This is a genomic window from Thioclava sp., from assembly GCF_048263065.1.
In the GTDB taxonomy this organism is placed as follows: Bacteria; Pseudomonadota; Alphaproteobacteria; order Rhodobacterales; family Rhodobacteraceae; genus Thioclava.
In genome coordinates this window covers 1-19435 of record NZ_JBLXEM010000030.1, presented here as the reverse complement: position 1 = coordinate 19435, position 19435 = coordinate 1, and the positions used below count along the sequence as shown (strand labels likewise).

Sequence of the window (19435 nt, the reverse complement as noted above, 5' to 3'; positions counted from 1 at the left end):
CTCGCATGGCTGTGATTGTTTTGGCAATACTTCTGGCCCGGCCACATGATGCTCTGACAAGGCAGCGGAAAGTTTGGGGGGGACAATTGGCTTCAAGATTCTCCGCTTCCGGGCCGTCTTTTGTCCAAACGATCTAACTTTTAGGATCACAAAAACCGTTACTTTTGCGGCGTGTACGGCTTTGTTGATGGCGTGAACGCTCCCTTCCGACGCTAAAATACTTGCCATCCCGCACCATATCGTTACCGTTTCGTGAATGTGTGTGATTTTGCTCGAATTGAACAGAATCAACATGTTCACGATCGCTCTGGGAGGGGAATCATGACTAAAAACCAAAAGTTCAATCGCCGCTCGTTCTTGACGAAGTCGGCGCTCGCCGGCGGCGTCGCAACGGGTAGTGTCCTTGCGGCACCCGCAGTTTTGGCACAGGCGCCGCTTGTTGTAAAAATGCAGACGTCCTGGAACGATGCGAATATCTGGCAGGAATTTGCTCGCGACTATGCGACACGCGTCGAAGAAATGTCGGGTGGCCGCATGAAGATCGACGTGTTGCCCGCCGGCGCGGTTGTTGGCGCTTTTCAAGTGCTTGACGCTGTCAACGACGGCCTGATCGATGCCGCTCACTCTGTTCCGGTTTACTGGTACGGCAAAAACAAGGCGGCGTCCCTGTTCGGCACTGGCCCGGTGTTTGGCGGGTCTGCAACGACGATGCTGTCATGGTTCTACGCTGGAGGCGGACAAGAGCTTTATGACGAGTTGACCCAGCAGATCATGGGACTCGATGTGGTTGGCCGTTTGGGCTTCCCGATGTTCGCGCAACCTTTTGGTTGGTTTAAGGGCGAGGTAAACACGGTTGCCGATCTACAGGGCCTGAAATACCGGACCGTCGGTCTGGCCGCTGACCTGATGTCCAAGATGGGCATGTCTGTGGCGCAGTTGCCGGGCGGCGAAATCGTGCCAGCGATGGAGCGTGGCGTCATCGACGCCTTCGAATTCAACAATCCGTCGTCGGATAAAGACTTTGGCGCGCAGGACGTGGCAAAGAATTACTACCTTTCGTCCTATCATCAGGCTTCCGAGAGCTTTGAGTTCCTGTTCTCACGCACGTTCCTGGAAGATCTGGATCCCGATTTTCAGGCGATCCTGAAATATGGTGTCGAGGCGGCCTCGACCGCGAACACTGCAAAGGCGATGGACCGGTATTCCGCAGATCTACAGTGGTTGCAGAATGACGCCGGCGTAACCGTTCACCGCACGTCGAAGGAAATTCTGGATGCGGAACTGAAGGCTTGGGACGAGTTGATCCCGGAACTGGAAACAGATCCTTTCATGAAAAAAACCCTCGATAGCCAACGCGCTTGGGTCGAGCGGGTGTCCTACTATGAGCTGATGAATTCCCCCGATTACGGTTTGGCCTACGATCACTACTTTCCGGGTAAAGTGAAGCTCTAACTCGGACCAGACGGCCCAATTGAACCTCGACGCTTACTGCGTCGGGGTGCTTATTGGAAATCTACGGGGATATCATGATTTCTTTCATTCGGTTCGCGGATGGTCTTTCGGCGTGGTTCGGCAAGGCCTTTGCGTGGCTTATCATCGTAATGGCGGTCGGCACGGGCTACGAGGTTTTCGTGCGCTACGTCCTGAACAGTCCGACGGCTTGGGCGCTGGATGTGTCCTTCATCATGTATGGCGCTTTGTTCATGATGGGCGGAGCCTACACTCTGTCGCGGGGCGGTCATGTTCGGGGTGACTTTCTGTATCGGCTCTTGCAACCGCGCACGCAGGCGAAGATCGACTTTGTCCTCTATCTTGTCTTCTTTTTCCCCGGCGTCACCGCACTTATCTTTGCGGGTTGGAAATATGCCGCCCGATCATGGCGTTACGGCGAAGTGTCGGCGGCCAGCCCAGCCGGCGTTCCAATCTATCAATTCAAGGCGATAATCGTCGCTGCCGGGTTGCTTTTGTTTGTGCAGGGGATCGCGCAATTAATGCGCTGCATCATCGCGATACGCACGAATGAATGGATCGAAGCCTCCGAGGATGTCTTTGAGACCGAAGACCTCTTGATGCGCGAAGCCAACAAGGCCGAGAAAGATCATTTATCATGACTGACCCTCAAGTCGCCCTAATGATGCTCGGGCTTTTCATTGTTTTTGTTTTTCTAGGATTTCCGATCGCCTTTACGTTGATGGCTATGGGGATCGGCTTTGGCTACTTTGCCTACTTCGATGCCAGCCGGATGTGGCGCGCCTTCGACCGCTTGGACGAAACCGCCAGCACTTGGGATAGTTGGTCCACTTGGATCGAGGGCTTTCTAAATAACCGTATCTTCGATCTATTCGTGAACCAGACATTTACCGTGATGTCGAACGAGGTTCTCACAGCCGTGCCATTGTTCCTGTTCATGGGCTACATTGTGGAACGCTCGAATATCGTCGATCGGCTTTTCACGACCCTGAATATCGCATCAAAGAACCTGCCGGGTTCTATGGGTGTTGCCGCATTGATCACCTGTGCGTTGTTCGCGACCGCCACAGGTATCGTCGGCGCTGTTGTGACACTTATGGGTCTATTGGCACTGCCTGCAATGTTGAAAGCGCGCTATGAACCATCCTTCGCGGCGGGGATCATCTGCGCTGGCGGCACGCTTGGCATCTTGATCCCACCGTCGATCATGCTGATCGTCTATGCGGCTGCGACGAATGTGTCGATCGTTCGGCTCTATGCGGCCGCGCTCCTACCAGGTTTGACACTTGTCGGACTCTATATGATCTATATTGTTGGCCGTTCGATCCTGCAGCCGTCATCGGCACCGCGTCCGACAAAAGACGAAGTGCCCGACTTGCCAATGTTGAAAATACTCTGGCTTATTGTCACTTCTTTCGTGCCGCTGGCTTTCCTGATCTTCGCCGTGCTGGGTTCAATCTTGTTCGGCTTGGCAACACCAACCGAAGCCGCCTCTATTGGCGCGTTGGGCGGTATTCTACTGGCTTTCCTCTACCGGGCGATGACATGGCAGCGGCTGCGCGAAAGCGTATATCTGACCATCCGCACCACCGCGATGGTCTGTTGGCTGTTTGTCGGCTCCTACACCTTTTCGGCGGTATTTTCCTATCTTGGCGGAGAGCAGGTCATCGGCGATTTCGTGGCGGGTCTAGACCTGACGCCGATCCAATTCCTGATCATAGCGCAATTGATCATCTTCCTACTGGGTTGGCCGCTGGAATGGTCCGAGATCATCATTATCTTCGTGCCGATCTTCCTGCCGCTACTGGATGTCTTCGGCATTGATCCGCTGTTCTTCGGCATTCTTGTCGCACTCAATCTGCAAACAAGTTTCCTGACGCCGCCTATGGCAATGTCGGCCTACTACCTTAAGGGCATTGCCCCACCCGAGTTGCGTTTGACGCAGATTTTCAAGGGGGTTATGCCGTTCCTGCTTTGCGTCATCATCAGTATGGTCCTGATGTACGCGTTCCCAGAAATCGTATTCACCCTTCCGGATATGTTCTATGGCCGCTAATTTTAATAAAGATGAGAAGCTCGCGCGCGCCCCAAGCGCCCTGCTGTTGCGTGACAGGTTGGCGTCGGGTGCGATTGATGCTCTGACGCTGGTCGAAAGCTACATCGCCCGGATCGAAGCCCGCGAACCTGAGGTCGGGGCATGGGCTTGGTTCGATCCCGACTTCGCGCGTGCGCAGGCGCGGACGCTGGATGCACATCGGCGTGCCGGGCGACCACTGGGGCGCCTTCATGGGCTGCCTGTCGGGATCAAGGACATCATCGACACCGCCCGGATTCCAACGGAAAACGGCTGCGTGCTTGACGCCGGGCGCATCCCGATACGTGACGCCTATGTTGTGTCGCGCCTCAAGAAAGAGGGCGCGATCATCATGGGCAAGACCGTAACGACGGAGCTTGCCTTCATGCACCCCGGCAAAACAGCGAACCCGCACAACCTTGAGCACTCTCCGGGCGGGTCGTCACAAGGGTCTGCGGCTGCGGTCGCCGATGGTATGGTGCCACTGGCCATCGGCACTCAAACTGGTGGTTCAATCATCCGTCCAGCTTCGTTTTGCGGCATTACCGGATACAAGCCCACTTTCGGAGCGATCCCGCGCAGCGGTATTTTATCGCAATCCCCAACGCTCGATACCGTCGGTGTTTTTGCCAGCGACCCAGAAGGAGCCGCACTGTTGGCTGAAGTGCTGTTTGGTCATGACGAGGCTGATCCAGCGACCCACTACGAACCCGTGCCCGCGCTGGTGAAAGCCACGCAATCGAAACCTCCGCTCGCACCGGTTTTCGCGTTCGTCAAGCCGCCCGGTTGGGAGGACGCCGATCCAGACCTGCATGCAGCATTCGACGAGTTAATTGCGGCTCTCGGCGAACAGGCGTTTGAGGTCGAACTGCCTGATGTCTTCGCGGGGGCTGCCTCCCAGCGGCGACTGATCAATTTCTCCGAAATGGCCTACCAGTACTATCGCTACTGGCGCGATGGTGCAGACCAGTTGGGTGAAGAAACTCGGGAGGCCATCGAGAAAGGGAATGCGGCAGTCGCGCGCGACTATCTTTCGGCCTGCGACATCCCGCGAGTGCTGAATGCGGCATTGGAAGAGATCTTTGAACGATGTGACGCAATCCTGTGTCCATCCGCGACGGGATCGGCACCCAAGGGCTTAGGCACCACTGGCGATCCAATCTTCAACGGACTCTGGACATTGTGCGGGACCCCATGCCTCAGCCTGCCCCTTCTGATTGCCGAAAACGATCTGCCAATGGGCGTGCAAATTGTTGGGTTGCGCGGCAATGACGTGCGATTATTGCGAACTGGGCAATGGCTGTTCGATTGGGCGAGCAATCTGACACCCGGTGATGACAACACGACAGGGAATAAATCATGAACCGCATTCTTGCACTATTCGCGTTTGTCATTTTTGCGGCGTTCCTCGGAATCCTGGCATTCAAGGTGCCCAGCCCGGACCTTGTCATCGTCATCACATTGACTGTGATCCTGGTCGCATATGACTTCATTACCTCGTGCAGCGACAAAAAGGACTGAACTTTGATGTCGAAACCGGTCATTTGGATCACCCGAACGCTGTCAGATGCGACGCTAGAACGCGCACGACGTGACTATGAGGTGATCTGGGATGCTACGGACACACCTGGCAGCGCCGCTGACATCATCTCTATGAGCGCTCAGGTAGACGGTATCATTCCATGCCATTCTGAACATTTTAGCGCGGAAGTCGTGGAACGGCTTGATCCACGGCTCAAGATCATCGCCAACCATTCAGTCGGCGTCGACCATTGCGATCTTTCGGCGCTGCGGGCTCGTGGGATCATCGTCACGAACACGCCTGACGTTCTATCGGATGCGACTGCCGAACTGGCAATGATGCTGATGCTTTGTGCCGCGCGTAAGGCCGTCTCTGGCGACCGCATCGTGCGGTCGGGGGAGTGGGAATCCTGGTCGCCTGCATTTCTTGTTGGTAAGCAGGTTACCGGCGCGCGACTGGGTATAATCGGGATGGGTGGGGTTGGGTGCGCGATGGCGCGCAAGGCCCGCGGTTTTGATATGCAGATCCACTATCATAATCGTAGCCGACTTGCGCCCGATGTCGAAAATGGCGCGATCTTTCATGAGACCCTCGACGGTCTTCTGGCAGTGTCTGATTTCCTGTCGCTCCATTGTCCATCCACCCCGCAAACGGTGGGCATGATGAACGCATCACGGATCGCCCAGCTACCAGCCGGGGCCATTCTGGTGAACACGGCCCGAGGCAGTCTGATCGATGAAGCGGCGCTACTGGCCGCAATCCAATCCGGCCAGATCGCCGCAGCCGGTCTGGATTGTTTTCGCGACGAACCGGGCGGAAATGCAGAATTTTCAGATCATGAGAATATTGTGATGATGCCACATGTCGGTAGCGCCACGGTCAAGACACGCGATGCGATGGGGGCCAAAGCGCTCGACAATCTAGACGCTTTTTTCCGCGGAGACACGCCGCCAGATCTTGTCTGATTACGGCGGCATTTTTGTCATATCGACCTGCGTGATGGGACCGAAAGGGCGTTCTGTCGCAAAATTGCGTCGTGTAGATATGCCGCGACCCGGTTGGCGCTGAAACGATATGCATCCTTCTCTCAAGCTGGGCGCACAAATGGGTATTAACACCGCCACGCCTTAATCACTGAGCCGATCGGTAAAGCCACGCATCTCGAGCGCTTCAGCGTAAGACCGCATGCCTTCCTCCATCGCAGGTCGACGGCATTTACCACCATGCGATCAGAATTCAGGCTGATCCGTCATGCGCGCGCCACTGGAAAAAGACATGCGGTCTTACGGTCTTGCCGTGATCTCAGATTGCGCCATCCCTGAATTTTTCGCGCATGAGCCGGTCCGCCATTTCTAGAACGAGCGCATCCTCGCCCTGCCGCGCGACAACCTGCACTCCGATCGGGCGCCCGGCGCTGTCTTCAAGGACCGGAACGGTACAGCACGGGAAGCCTAGCAGCGACCAGATCCGGCTGAAGGCAGGGTCGCCTGTGCCGCTCTCGAAAACGGGGGCCGCACCGGTTGCAGCCGGTGTCATCCAGACATCTCCAGGCTGGGTCGCGGCCAACATACGTTGTCGGAAGTCTAGCATTGCTGCGCGGTCGCTAAGGCGCTGCGTGGCCGTCTGGGCCGCGCCTTCTTCAATCTGGGAACGTAGCTTGTCCGAAATCTGCGCGGCACCAACTTCAAATTCATAGGCAAGAGCCTCAGAGGCTTCCACCGCCATGATCCGGGCATGGAGTGCAGGGATGCCGCACATCGCCTCGCGAAGCATATCGTTGAAGGGGCCGGCCTCCGTGACGGGAACGCTGGCCTCGAAATCTTGCCAGACCATGTGGAGTTCGGATGTTCCCATTTCCCAGGTCGGTCCTCGCAGGATTAAAAGGCGCGGCACAATCTTTATGCTTCCGGGTTGCAATGCGAGACCTGAGAGAGCCTCGATCGCGAGCGCCGCATCAGGCACCGAACGCGCGAAGGCACCAACCGTATCGAAGGAACGCGCAAAGACGCTCACGCCCCAGGTGTCAACGAGATCGAAGGAGGGTTTGTAACCGACAACTCCGCAGTAGGAGGCAGGGCGGATGATCGAGCCGGAGGTCTGCGTGCCCAAAGCCAGCGGCACCATTCCTGACGCTACTGCAGCGGCTGAGCCAGCTGACGATCCGCCCGGCGTTGCTCCGGGCACGACCGGATTGCGGGTGCGACTAGGCTGGTAGCCCGCGAATTCCGTCGTTTCCGTCTTGCCGAGAATTACCGCACCAGCACGCCGCGCCAGCGCAACAGGCGCTGCGTCAAACTGCGCGGTCCGGTCCGCCCAAATCGGCGAACCGCAGCGCCAAGGCATATCGCGCACCGCGAAGATATCCTTGATCCCAAGCGCCACCCCGTGCAGCGGGCCACGCATGGGGCCAGTATCGAGCGCGCGGGCTTGGGCCAGTGAGCCATCTTCATCAAGGTGCACCCAGGCGCCGACCTCTGCTTCTACCGCCGCACAGCGCTCAAGCCGCGCGCGCAAGGCGCCTTCCGCAGTCAGCCGCCCTTCGGCTATAGCACGCACGGTCGCAACCGCACCTGGCAGATCATCCGCGAAACTCTTCATCGGCTCATCCTTCCCACTGATCCAACGCCGCACGGTAGATTTCAACCGCTTCATTAAGGCGTGACAGCTCAACATATTCGTCGGTCTTATGCGCAAGCGGGCGTTGGTGGCGCGCCGATGAAGACGACACAGAGGATTTCATCGGCGAGTGCGAGCAGGCGGCACGGACGCGTGGCGCATGCTGGAAAAAATCGGGCGCGATTGCGTGGGGGCGTTGCAGTTCGTATCAGATGAGGTGCCCGAGATTGGCGCGCTAGACGGCGAACCCGTATCTGAGGCGCAGATTGCCGATATGCCGCGTAACCTAGCAAGCGCCCCTCTTGGAATGGAAGAGGAGGACGACGTCCGCATTTCCACCGCAGGGGCGCAGGAGAAAACAGCGCAGCTTCGGTATGAGGGCGCGTGGATCCGGCCATCAGGCCTTACTCCAACAACTCATATCGGCTTACAACAATGCCCCCCTTGGTGGGCACGGCACCGAACTGACCAGTAACGCAATCCTAACAATCCGCCGATCCCGTTGACAAAATCGGCGGACGCAGCCAGCCCGTCACCCTGCCCTACCTACGGCCATTTACGAACAGATCGGCCGAAGCGCCGTCCGGCTTGCTCCAATGTGAGATCAACTGAAATACCGCCGCTGTTTGCGCTTGGTTCATTTCGAAGCAACTGGCGGGACATGCGTTGGGGCGGGTTGCGAAGCGTGGTTTTGGGCACCTGCTTGGTTTTCCTCAACTGGCGCACGCCGCAGCGGAGCGAAGTCGTCGGGCGTAATTGTCTCGCGTTCCAACAAAAGTGCTGCACCTGAATCCAGATCGGCACGGCGTTCGGTCAGGATGGCTTTGGCCCGTTCATATGCCTCATCAATCAGTCTGCGCACGGCCAGATCAACCTCGCGCGCCGTCGCTTCGGAATAATCCTTGGTGCTGTTTTCAAGCCGCGAATTGCCCAGCCATTGAAGGTGCTTTTGTTCTAACACAGCCTGCCCAAGCACATCACTCATGCCAAAGCGGGTCACGCATTCGCGCGCGATATCGGTCACTTTGGCCAGATCGTCTGACGCCCCGGTCGAGATTTCGCCAAAGACGATTTCTTCTGAGGCACGGCCCGCCAAAAGCACGACCATTCGGTCTTTGAGATCGCCAAAGGTGATCAGAAAACGATCCTCTGTGGGGCGTTGCATCGTGTATCCCAGCGCCCCGATAGAACGGGGAACAATCGACACTTTGTGAATCGGGTCGGTGCTTGGCAGCGCAGTCGCAGCGAGGGCATGTCCCAACTCATGGTAGGCCACGCGCTTGCGTTCTATCGGGTTGAGGATCCGGGTTTTGCGTTCGGACCCAGCCACGATCCGCTCAACGGCAGCAGTCATGTCGGCTTCGGTAACGTAATCGCCGCCGCGCCGGGTGGCGATGATTGCGGCCTCGTTGACCAAATTGGCCAGATCGGCCCCTGTGAACCCGGTGGTCAGCCCGGCGATGTCATCTAAATTGACTGCGGGATCGAGTTTGACCTTGCGCGTATGCACCTTGAGGATAGCTACGCGCCCCTTATGTTCAGGGCGATCGACAACCACTTGGCGATCAAACCGACCTGCGCGCAACAAGGCGGGGTCCAGAATTTCGGGTCGGTTGGTCGCGGCGAGCAAGACAATCCCGACGCTCGGATCGAATCCATCCAATTCGGATAAAAGTTGGTTCAACGTCTGCTCTTTTTCGTCTCCGCCCCCCATGCCCGACATCGCCGAGCGCGCGCGCCCCAGCGCATCTAGTTCGTCAATGAAGATGATGCAGGGTGCAGCCTTGCGGGCCTGCTCGAAGAGGTCGCGCACGCGCGCCGCTCCGACACCCACAAACATCTCGACGAATTCCGACCCCGAGATCGAAAAGAACGGAACTCCTGCCTCACCCGCGACTGCGCGCGCCAGCAAAGTCTTACCAGTCCCCGGAGGCCCCACCAGCAGAACGCCCTTTGGAATACGCGCCCCAAGTCGGCCGTATTTGTCTTTATCCGCAAGGAACGACACGATTTCCTTCAACTCGGCCTTAGCCTCGTCCACGCCTGCGACGTCCTCAAACGTGACGCCAGTGTCGCGTTCTACATAAACCTTGGCCTTGGATTTGCCGATGTTGATCAGCCCGCCCATGCCTTGACGATCCGCCATCTTCCGAAAAAAGATCGCCCAGAGGCCGAAGAAGAACAAAACCGGGATGACCCAGGACAAAAGCGTCGTCAGCCAGGTTTCGTCCGAGCCGCCTGTGAACTTTACTCCATCGGCTTCGAGTTGCGCGGCGAAACTTGGATCGACCCGTTGTGTGACGAAGTATTGTTTGCCATCCACGGTGGCCTTGAACGCCCCCTGAATTTTACTTTCGGTCACAACAACTTCGGAAATCTTGTTTTCGTTCAGGTAGGTAAGAAATTCGCTGTAATCTATTGTCGCGACTGTACGACTTGCGATCCAAGCCTGAATGAACATTACGCATAAAAAGGCAAAGACAATGTAGCCCAGGTTGAATTTGTGTTTGGATTCCATCGGTAGGGGGCTCCGTTGCGCAAATTGGGGGATAGGCGAGGTTCACCTATCCCCGGAAAGGCTCATCCGACGACCTCAGTAACAGGTATGCCGAGCGCAGTGTAACTATTCAATACGGCTACCCTAGGGCGCAGGAGGTCAGTCGACCGCCTCTTCGACCTGCGGGGTGGGCCGCGAGAAGCCGCGGGTTAGCCAGGTCAGGTAAACCGCCCCCACGACTAACCACGAGAGTCCGAGTTCGATAGCTTGACTATCGAGGCTGCTGAGCAAGTAGAGATTAAAGATTGTTCCCGCTATCGGCACCAGAAGGCCGGTGATGACGCCAGCCCCGCCCAGTGCCGCGCGGTCTCGGACGTAGAGCGCCAGAACTGACAGGTTGACGAAGGTGAAGGCTAAGAAGGCCCCGAAATTGATGAAGGACGTCGAGGTCTCCTCCGTCATCGCCAGCGCCAGAAGGCCGATTACGCCTGACAGCACGATATTGAAAGCCGGCGTGTTGAACCGCGGCTGGAGGTAGCCAAAGACGCGGCGCGGCAGCACCCCGTCGCGACCCATCGCAAAGAGTAATCGCCCCACTGCGGCCTGTGCGGCCAAACCTGCGGTGAATTGGGCCACAACCAGCCCGGTCAGGAACAGCATAGCGAAGATGTCGCCGCCGACCCGTTCGGCGATCTCCATCGCGGCGGCGTCGGGATTGACGAACTTGGTGGTTGGATCGGCCAATTGGGTGAAATAGGCCGCGGCGATGAAAATCGCTCCGCCCAGAAGCGCAACCAGCAGGATAGCGCGCGGCATGGTGCGCCTCGGGTCGATTGTCTCCTCGGTGAGCGTCGTAACAGCGTCGAAGCCAAGAAAGGAATAGGCAGCGATGGCAGCTCCGGAAAAGGCGGCGCTGATCGGCACTGAGGCGTTGAAGAACGGCTTGACTGACATGAGGCCGCCAGCCCCCTGTGCCCCCACGACGTAATAGATGCAGAGCGTGATGAAGCCCAGAACGATCAGCACCTGCATAACCATCAGCACGATGTTCACCCGGTTGGCCAGCGCGATGCCCAGAAGATTTATCCCGGTGGTGATGAGGATGAAACCCAAAATCCAGATCGGGCTCGGGACGCTCGGAAATGCCTGAGAGAGATAGGCGGCACCGATCAGCCAGATCACCATCGGCAGGAAGAAATAGTCGAGCAGAACCGCCCAGCCTACCATGAAGCCCACCGGTGCGCCGATGGCCCGGCCGGCATAGGTATAGGCCGAACCCGCGACGGGAATGGCGCGCGCCATGTTGCCGTAGCTGATCGCGGTCAACATGACGGCACAAAGTGCCAAGAGATAGGCGAGGGGAACTAGGCCCTGGCTGGTCTGGGCCAGCACGCCGTAGGTGCCATAGACAATCATCGGCGCCATGTAGGCAAGGCCGAAGAGCACGACCCCCCATAGCCCTAGACTGCGTTGAAGTTTCCCTTGAGTGGTCTGGCTCTGCATCAGGTCTCCTCCCTGGTTTGATTGTTTCCTCGGTTTTGGTTGGCGCGCGCGGGGTAGGCCCGACAAATAGGCGCTCGACATTTCCCAAGGGACCTGCCGTTTGACTTCCCGACTGTCAGATTGTGCGGTCTGATCAAGCGCTTTGTGCCGCAAAGGGCCCCAGCTTGCGCGGAATTGAACGCGCGTGATGATCCTTCGAACGCTGGTGATCTACGCGACACGCAGACTTCTGGTTTTGCGGCAGCCCGGCGGGGCGAGGAGACGGTTCGCGCTCCGCTCAAGGATCTCGTCGAATGTGCGACCAGCGCTTACACCGATCTGGGCACTGGATCGCTCCCGGCGTGATAAGATTCTTGGCGCGAGGTCAAAACGGCTAGTTCTGGGCCGATTTGTGCGATCAACAGCCATGGGCGAAGCGGCTCATTGCCGGCGGTATGACCGCTCAGTTTGCCTTGTGGGGAGCGAGACCATCTCCTAATTCAAGAGCCTTGAACCATTTGCCTTTTCAAAAACCCATGAGAAATAAGCGAATGTGTTTGGTGTGATTTCCCGAGGGGCTTCAATCAACTGAAATCCGATAATTTCAAGCAAGAAACCCTCGCCTCCTATCCCAATATCAGCAAGGCGCGCTGGTCGAACCGGCTGCGGTGGCGCTGCATGCTGTGCGGATATCGAAACTCAAGGCCGGCGACAGGGCGGCCGTGTTTGGCGCGGACCCAATCGGGCTGCTTGTCGTCGAAGCGCTGCGCGTGGCGGGGGCGGCATAGATCCATGTGGTCGAGCCGTCGGCAGAACGCCGCGCCAAGGCGCTTGAACTCGGCGCAATTTCCGCGATCGACCCGATGGCAGACGATCCGGTCGTAAAAATCCGCGAGGCCACGGGCGGCGTGCATGTGGCCTTTGAGGTGACGGGCGTGCCGCGGGTTCTGCCACAATGCATCGATTGCACGCGCCACGAAGGCCAGACGCTTATTGTCTCGATCTGGGAAGGCGACGCATCCTTTCAACCCAACACGGCGGTGCTCAAAGAGCGTCAGTTGTAAGGCACCATCGCCTATCGCAACGTCTATCCAGCCATGATGGAGCTAATGATGCAGGGCTATTTCAGCGCCGTTAAACTGGTAACAAAACGCATCTCCATCGACGACATCGTAACCTAGGGGTTTGAGGCACTCGTGGTCGACAAGTCGCAAGTAAAGATTCTCGTTAAAGCTCCAGATTGAGCATCCCGTCAGGTAGCTCAGATAGGCCGTGCGCCACTTGGGTCCCTCGGGTTCCGTTCTCTTCTTCAAGGTCGTTTATGGCCTGCATTGCCAGCTTGTCGAACTGGGCATGACTGCATCGTGGTCGCCCCTTCGCTCATTCCCGTAAAGTGGGTGATCGGGTGAAGACGGACCGCCGCGTCACGGTGATCCCATCGGCCGATCTGCTCGAGGTGCGGATGGATCTGACGTCGTCGAATCTGAACTACCGACCGCAAAAGCTGATCGCGGCGGTGTTGAAGGCACTGGGGTGACGCCGAGTTGCTACTGCCCCTAGCCCTCGCGTCCAGCGCGCAGTGCCACACGAAACGCGCCGGGCTGTCGGTCGGTCCATTTCAGAAAGGCACGGTGAAAAGCGCTGGGTTCGCTATAGCCCAATTCCCCCGCGATATCGGCCACGCTCAAATCGCCTGCCAGCAATTCTTGTGCGCGTTGGCAGCGCAGCTCGTCCTTGATTGCAGCAAAGCTTTGCCCCTCACGCCGCAGGCGGCGACGCAGGGTGGCAGGGCTCAGTTCCAGCGTCGCTGCTAGCGCATCAAAACTGGGCCATAGCGGCGGCTGGCAGTCTCGTAGCTGATCGCGCACCGTCGCACCCAGCCCCACATCATGGCGATGACGCACAAGGATATTTGCCGGTGCCCCGCGCAAAAACACCTTTAATGCCTGTTCCGATCGGTTCACCCTCAGAGCCAAATAGCTCGCGTCGAAAGTGAGCCTATGAGCCGGCGCATCGAAACGCACGGGCGCCCCAAAGAACTGTCGGTAATCGACGCGATTCTCGGGCGCGGGACAGGCGATATCGACCTGTCGCAGCGGGATTTGACGCCGAACCAGCCAGCAGGCCAGCCCCATTAAGATCAGCCAATAGGTGCGATAGGCAAAGGCCACACGCGGCTGCCCGGCATCGTTCAGGAAAATCTGTGCCTCACCGTTCTCGACCCGTAACTCCCCGCGCGGATCTTCGAGCAATAAGTTAAGAAACCGCAAAGCGCGGCGCAGGCCACGCTCCAGATTCGGGGCATGCAGCACGGCGTGGCACATCAGGGTAAAACTTCCCGGGCGCATCGGGCGTGCGGCGAGGCCGAAAAGCTCATCTCCGGCAGCCGCCGCCATTACCGTCCAGAGCCGCCCATACTCTTCACTGGTAACTGGATCGGTCACCGGATCGGGCAGCCCCGCCGCAGCCAAAAGTTCGCCAGAGGCAAAGCCTTGAGCGCGCAGACACGACAGCGCGTCCTCGACAAAACCGGGCAGGATTGTGCGGCGTTCGATGATCTACTCCAAGGGCATGGTAAAATCGATCATCAATTTAGACCTCAAATGTCATTGTTTGCAATGCCAGGACAGTTACACTTTCCGCCTAACGGTAGCTTGGCCCGATCATGCCCGGCCGCCAAGGGAGGAGATTTTCATGACAACACCCGTGACCGCGGGTCGGCCCGGCTATGCCGAGGCGATGGCCCAGTTTTCCCTCGAAAACGCCAAAAAGTTGCTTAGCGGCGATCTGGAGGCGGGGCTTAATGCCTGCGTTGAATGCTGCGATAGACATGTGGCCAGCGGACGCACCGCTCTGACTTGGATCGCTGCCGACGGGCGAATCGAAACCTACAGTTTTGCCGATCTGCAGGCGATGGCGGCGCGTGCCGCTAATGTGTTCTCGGAGGCTGGCGTGCAGCCGGGCGATGTGGTGTCTGGCCTGCTCACACGCACGCCCGAACTGATGGCAACAATTCTGGGCGCATGGCGCGTCGGCGCGGCCTATCAGCCGTTGTTTACTGCGTTTGGCCCCAAGGCAATTGAGCAGCGCCTAACCACCAGCCGTGCCCGCCTCGTCGTGACCGACAGCGCCAATCGCGCCAAGCTCGACTCGGTGCCCAATGCGCCGCAAGTGGCGCTGGTGCGCGCCCCCGGCGCCGATCTGCCACGCGGCGATATCGATCTGCGCGCCGCGATGGCCGCAGCAAATCCCGACTTCACACCGGTCATGCGGCTAGGCTCCGACCTCATGCTGATGATGTCCACCTCAGGCACAACCGGTGCCCCGAAGGGCGTGCCGGTACCGTTGCGCGCGATGATGTCCTTTGCCATCTATATGCGTGACGCAGTGGAGTTGCGCGAAGACGACACGTTCTGGAATATTGCCGATCCCGGTTGGGCCTATGGGCTTTATTATGCCGTGACGGGGCCTCTGGCCTTGGGGCGTGGCACAACCTTCTACGAGGGTGGGTTTAGTGCCGAGACGACCTACGATCTGATCGAAAAGTTAGGGGTGACGAACCTCGCAGGATCGCCCACCGCGTTTCGACTTTTGATCGCCGCTGGCCCCGAGGCCGCCGCCCGCGTCAAGGGCAAGCTGCGCGCCGTCAGTAGCGCGGGCGAGCCGCTGAACCCCGAGGTGATCCGCTGGTTCGAAAAACATCTGGCGGTGCCGATTCACGACCATTATGGCCAGACGGAACTGGGCATGGTGGTCAACAACCATCACGGGTTGGAACATCCGGTGCGTCCGGGGTCAGCCGGGTTTGCCATGCCGGGCTATCGGGTCGCGGTGCTGGACCCCGAGGGGAACGAATTGCCGACCAACCAGCCCGGAGATTTGGCTGTCGATATCGCCCGCTCTCCGCTTTTGTGGTTCACCGGCTATCACGGCAAACCCACGCCCGAGATTGCGGGCGGCTATTATCGCACCGGCGACAGCGTGGAGTTTGCCGCCGACGGATCGCTCAGCTTCGTTGGGCGTGCCGATGACGTTATCACCTCTTCGGGGTATCGGATCGGCCCTTTCGACGTGGAAAGTGCGCTTCTCGAACATCCCGCCGTGATGGAAACTGCGGTAGTCGGCGTGCCCGACCCCGAGCGAACCGAAATCGTGAAAGCCTTTGTCATCCTGAACAAAGATGTGCAGGGCAGCGATGCGCTGGCCGAGGAATTGCGGCTGCATGTTAAGACGCGCCTTTCGGCCCATGCCTACCCGCGCGCCATAGATTTCGTAAGCGAACTGCCCAAGACCCCAAGCGGTAAAATCCAGCGTTTCCTGCTGCGTCGCGCGGAAATCGCTAAACACGATACAGTCTGAGAAGGAACGGAAATGCAAATCGAAGACAAAGTTTTCCTTGTCACTGGCGGGGGATCGGGCTTGGGCGCGGCGGTCGCCGAAATGATCGTCGGCGCAGGTGGCAAGGCAGTTCTGCTTGATGTGAATGCCGAGGCCGGAGCGGCCAAGGCGGACGCACTAGGGTCGAATGCGCGTTTCGTGCAGACCGATGTAACGAGCGACGCCGAAGGGCAGCGCGCGATTGCGATGGCGCTTGATACCTTTGGGCGGATCGACGGACTGGTCAATTGCGCCGGGATCGCGCCGGGCGAAAAGATCGTCGGGCATGATGGCCCCCACAAGCTTGAGAGTTTCGCCCGTGCGATCTCGATCAACCTGATCGGCACGTTCAACATGCTGCGTCTCGCCGCTGATGCGATTGTCAAACAAGAGCCCGACGCGACGGGTGAACGCGGCGTGATCATCAATACCGCCTCAATCGCGGCGCAGGACGGGCAAATTGGTCAAGCGGCCTATGCGGCATCCAAGGGCGGCGTTGCCGCGCTGACCCTGCCCGCTGCGCGCGAACTTGCGCGTTATGGCATCCGGGTCGTGACCATCGCGCCGGGCATTTTTGGTACACCGATGATGGCGGGGCTGCCACAAGAGGTGCAGGACAGTCTCGGGGCATCGGTTCCGTTTCCACCGCGTCTTGGCAATCCGGCGGAATATGCCTCGCTGGTGGCCGAGATTCTGCGCAATCAGATGCTCAATGGTGAGGTTATCCGCCTTGATGGCGCGCTGCGTATGGCGGCGAAGTAAACGTATTGCGGGAGATTTAAGATGAGTGATCAAGATCCGATTGTAATCGTTGGAGCTGCGCGCACCCCGATGGGCGGGTTTCAGGGCGTCCTGTCTGGGGCGAACGCACCCGATCTGGGCGCGACTGCCATTCAGGGCGCGCTCAACGATGCCAATGTTGCGCCCGAGTTGATCGAAGAAATCATCATGGGCTGCGTTCTGCCTGCTGGGCAGGGACAGGCCCCCGCGCGTCAGGCTGCGTTGGGCGCTGGTCTGCCGCTTGGCTCTGGTGCCACAACAGTTAACAAGATGTGCGGCTCGGGCATGAAAGCGGCGATGCTGGCGCATGATCTGTTAGTCGCTCAAAGCGCCGAGATCATCGTGGCTGGCGGGATGGAGAGCATGACCAACGCGCCGTATTTGCTGCCTAAGATGCGCGGCGGGGCACGGCTCGGTCATGGGCAGGTGATCGATCACATGTTTCTCGACGGGCTGGAGGATGCCTATGATAAGGGCCGCCTGATGGGCACCTTCGCCGAGGATTGCGCGCAAACATATCAGTTCACCCGCGAAGCGCAGGATGCTTATGCGATCAGCTCCCTCGAACGCGCGCAGGCCGCGATTACCGAAGGCCGATTCAAGGCCGAGATCACGCCGGTGACAGTAAAAACCCGGCGCGGTGAGATCATCGTGGATACCGACGAACAGCCCGGCAATGCGCGTCCCGAAAAAATCCCGCAACTCAAGCCCGCGTTCCGCAAGGATGGCACTGTGACAGCGGCCAACAGTTCCTCGATCTCGGACGGGGCGGCGGCGCTGGTGCTGATGCGCGCCTCCAAAGCCGAGGCATTGGGCCTGACACCGCGCGCTCGAATCGTTGGCCATGCGACCTATGCCGACAAACCCTCGCTGTTCTCGACTGCGCCTATCGGCGCGATGCGCAAGCTGTCGGCCAAGACCGGTTGGGATCTAGCCGATGTCGATCTATTCGAGGTGAACGAAGCCTTTGCCGTGGTCGCAATGGCAGCGATGCGCGATCTGGATCTGCCCCATGACAAGGTGAACGTGAATGGCGGGGCTTGCGCGCTCGGCCATCCGATCGGTGCGTCAGGCGCGCGGGTGATGGTAACGCTACTGGCAGCGATGGAGGATCGCGGCGTGAATCGTGGCGTTGCTTCGCTGTGTATTGGCGGGGGCGAAGCGACCGCGATTGCCATCGAGAGGATTGCGTGATGCTGCTGAACGAAACACACGAACAGATCCGCGATGCGGCGCATGATTTTGCCCAAGGCCGCCTTGCGCCCGGCGCAGCACAACGTGACCGGGACCACGCTTTCCCACGGGAACAACTTACCGAGATGGGCGAGCTGGGCTTTCTCGGGATGCTAGTGCCCGAAGACTATGGCGGGTCCGAGATTGGCATCACGGGCTATGCGCTGGCACTAGAGGAGATCGCGGCAGGGGACGGCGCGTGCTCGACCATCATGAGCGTGCATAGTTCGGTTGGCTGCGTGCCGATCCTGCGCTTTGGCACTGACGAGCAGAAACGTCGCTTCTTGCCAAAACTGGCGAGTGGCGAATGGATCGGTGGTTTTGCCCTGACCGAACCGCAGGCGGGATCGGATGCCTCGGCGCTCAAAACGCGCGCCCGCCGTGACGGCGATCATTATGTGATCGACGGGGCCAAGCAGTTCATCACCTCGGGGAAAAATGGCGATGTGATCATCGTCTTTGCCGTGACAGATCCGGCGGCGGGCAAGAAAGGCATTTCCGCCTTCATCGTGCCCACCGACACCTCCGGCTATCAAGTCGTCACGGTCGAGCACAAACTGGGCCAGCACAGTTCCGACACCTGCGCGTTGGTCTTTGACGGAATGCGCGTGCCCGTCGAAAACCGGCTGGGCGAAGAGGGCGAGGGCTACAAGATCGCGCTGGCCAATCTTGAAGGCGGGCGTATCGGGATCGCGGCGCAATCGGTTGGCTTGGCGCGCGCAGCCTTTGACGCGGCTCATGCCTATGCGGGCGAACGTATCACCTTCGGCAAGCCAATCATCGAGCACCAGGCAGTCGCTTTTCGCCTTGCCGACATGGCCACGAAAATTGCGGCTGCGCGCCACATGGTGCTGCACGCAGCGGCCCTTCGCGAAGCAGGCAAACCCTGCCTGACCGAAGCGTCGATGGCCAAGCTGTTTGCGTCCGAAATGGCCGAGGCGGTGTGTTCGGCGGCGATCCAGATCCATGGCGGTTACGGCTATCTGGCCGATTATCCCGTCGAGCGGATTTATCGCGATGTGCGCGTGTGCCAGATCTATGAGGGAACCAGTGACGTGCAACGCATTGTCATCGCGCGCGGACTTTGAGCACAGCGGGAGGCCCCCCCATGAGCCAGAAAAAGCAGATGTGTGCGCAAGAGAAAGCATAAGTCTGCGCAAAGTGTGTCAAGATCCTTCTTTGGCCTTTGAATGCCTTGTTGGGCTCTGAAATTTCTCTTCTGAGCAGCGAAGATGACAGAATAATTTGTTCTGTCGTTTTCGCTTTCTTTCACGGAATAATTTTGAGTTAAGACTGCAGACTGGCGCTGATGATGTAACCGCCCTCCGACGGCATCGATGTGCCAAGGTGGGTCTGCGATGATCCACAAAGGAGGACGGTCATG

16 protein-coding genes are annotated in these 19435 nt (G+C 58.7%); 12 read left to right on the top strand and 4 right to left on the bottom strand.

The features are described 5' to 3' along the window. Positions 1–321 precede the first annotated feature (321 nt). The 6 genes from ACN0SD_RS18060 to ACN0SD_RS18035 all read left to right on the top strand — a co-directional run bounded on the left by ACN0SD_RS18060 (position 322) and on the right by ACN0SD_RS18035 (position 6031). Positions 322–1452, top strand: a complete 1131-nt coding sequence (locus tag ACN0SD_RS18060) for a TRAP transporter substrate-binding protein (protein WP_417809613.1) — start codon at positions 322–324, stop codon at positions 1450–1452. Between the two features lie 74 nt (positions 1453–1526). After that, positions 1527–2111, top strand: a complete 585-nt coding sequence (locus tag ACN0SD_RS18055) for a TRAP transporter small permease subunit (protein ID WP_417809609.1) — start codon at positions 1527–1529, stop codon at positions 2109–2111. Beyond that, the gene (locus tag ACN0SD_RS18050) at positions 2108–3526 is read left to right on the top strand and encodes a TRAP transporter large permease (RefSeq protein WP_417809608.1); all 1419 of its coding nucleotides are present in this window, start codon (positions 2108–2110) and stop codon (positions 3524–3526) included. The genes ACN0SD_RS18055 and ACN0SD_RS18050 overlap by 4 nt, the downstream gene beginning before the upstream one ends. Next, positions 3516–4907 carry an amidase gene (locus ACN0SD_RS18045; RefSeq protein WP_417809607.1) on the top strand — a complete coding sequence of 464 codons (1392 nt, stop codon included), beginning with the start codon at positions 3516–3518 and terminating at the stop codon, positions 4905–4907. The genes ACN0SD_RS18050 and ACN0SD_RS18045 overlap by 11 nt, the downstream gene beginning before the upstream one ends. Beyond that, positions 4904–5065 (top strand): hypothetical protein, encoded by a 162-nt coding sequence (locus tag ACN0SD_RS18040; RefSeq protein WP_417809606.1) that lies wholly within the window; start codon positions 4904–4906, stop codon positions 5063–5065. Before ACN0SD_RS18045 ends, ACN0SD_RS18040 begins: the two co-directional genes overlap by 4 nt. A gap of 6 nt (positions 5066–5071) precedes the next feature. Then, complete coding sequence (locus ACN0SD_RS18035) at positions 5072–6031, top strand: 2-hydroxyacid dehydrogenase (protein ID WP_417809605.1); 960 nt, start codon at positions 5072–5074, stop codon at positions 6029–6031. Positions 6032–6368: 337 nt separating this feature from the next. On the opposite strand, the gene ACN0SD_RS18030 is transcribed toward ACN0SD_RS18035, so the two are convergent. From ACN0SD_RS18030 to ACN0SD_RS18020, 3 genes are all read right to left on the bottom strand, one after another. Continuing rightward, the gene (locus tag ACN0SD_RS18030; RefSeq protein ID WP_417809604.1) at positions 6369–7664 is read right to left on the bottom strand and encodes an amidase; all 1296 of its coding nucleotides are present in this window, start codon (positions 7662–7664) and stop codon (positions 6369–6371) included. Between the two features lie 655 nt (positions 7665–8319). Next, complete coding sequence (gene ftsH / locus ACN0SD_RS18025) at positions 8320–10200, bottom strand: ATP-dependent zinc metalloprotease FtsH (protein WP_417809603.1); 1881 nt, start codon at positions 10198–10200, stop codon at positions 8320–8322. Between the two features lie 138 nt (positions 10201–10338). After that, the gene (locus tag ACN0SD_RS18020; protein WP_417809602.1) at positions 10339–11682 is read right to left on the bottom strand and encodes an APC family permease; all 1344 of its coding nucleotides are present in this window, start codon (positions 11680–11682) and stop codon (positions 10339–10341) included. 773 nt (positions 11683–12455) lie between these two features. Here ACN0SD_RS18020 and ACN0SD_RS18015 point away from each other — a divergent pair. Both ACN0SD_RS18015 and ACN0SD_RS18010 read left to right on the top strand, forming a co-directional pair. Further along, positions 12456–12725 (top strand): zinc-binding dehydrogenase, encoded by a 270-nt coding sequence (locus ACN0SD_RS18015; RefSeq protein ID WP_417809601.1) that lies wholly within the window; start codon positions 12456–12458, stop codon positions 12723–12725. 341 nt (positions 12726–13066) lie between these two features. Continuing rightward, positions 13067–13198 carry a hypothetical protein gene (locus ACN0SD_RS18010; protein WP_417809600.1) on the top strand — a complete coding sequence of 44 codons (132 nt, stop codon included), beginning with the start codon at positions 13067–13069 and terminating at the stop codon, positions 13196–13198. A 19-nt stretch (positions 13199–13217) separates the two neighbouring features. Here ACN0SD_RS18010 and ACN0SD_RS18005 read toward each other — a convergent pair whose 3' ends face one another. After that, positions 13218–14165, bottom strand: coding sequence for an AraC family transcriptional regulator (locus ACN0SD_RS18005; RefSeq protein ID WP_417809612.1), 948 nt, complete (start codon positions 14163–14165; stop codon positions 13218–13220). 190 nt (positions 14166–14355) lie between these two features. Here ACN0SD_RS18005 and ACN0SD_RS18000 point away from each other — a divergent pair, with 190 nt between their 5' ends. From ACN0SD_RS18000 to ACN0SD_RS17985, 4 genes are read left to right on the top strand one after another with little or no spacing between them, the layout of a single operon-like run. Further along, the gene (locus ACN0SD_RS18000) at positions 14356–16020 is read left to right on the top strand and encodes an AMP-binding protein (RefSeq protein WP_417809599.1); all 1665 of its coding nucleotides are present in this window, start codon (positions 14356–14358) and stop codon (positions 16018–16020) included. Positions 16021–16032: 12 nt separating this feature from the next. Next, positions 16033–16800 (top strand): 3-hydroxyacyl-CoA dehydrogenase, encoded by a 768-nt coding sequence (locus tag ACN0SD_RS17995; RefSeq protein ID WP_417809598.1) that lies wholly within the window; start codon positions 16033–16035, stop codon positions 16798–16800. 21 nt (positions 16801–16821) lie between these two features. After that, complete coding sequence (locus tag ACN0SD_RS17990; protein WP_417809597.1) at positions 16822–18012, top strand: acetyl-CoA C-acyltransferase; 1191 nt, start codon at positions 16822–16824, stop codon at positions 18010–18012. Beyond that, positions 18012–19139, top strand: coding sequence for an acyl-CoA dehydrogenase family protein (locus ACN0SD_RS17985; RefSeq protein WP_417809596.1), 1128 nt, complete (start codon positions 18012–18014; stop codon positions 19137–19139). The genes ACN0SD_RS17990 and ACN0SD_RS17985 overlap by 1 nt, the downstream gene beginning before the upstream one ends. The last annotated feature ends 296 nt before the right edge of the window (positions 19140–19435 follow it).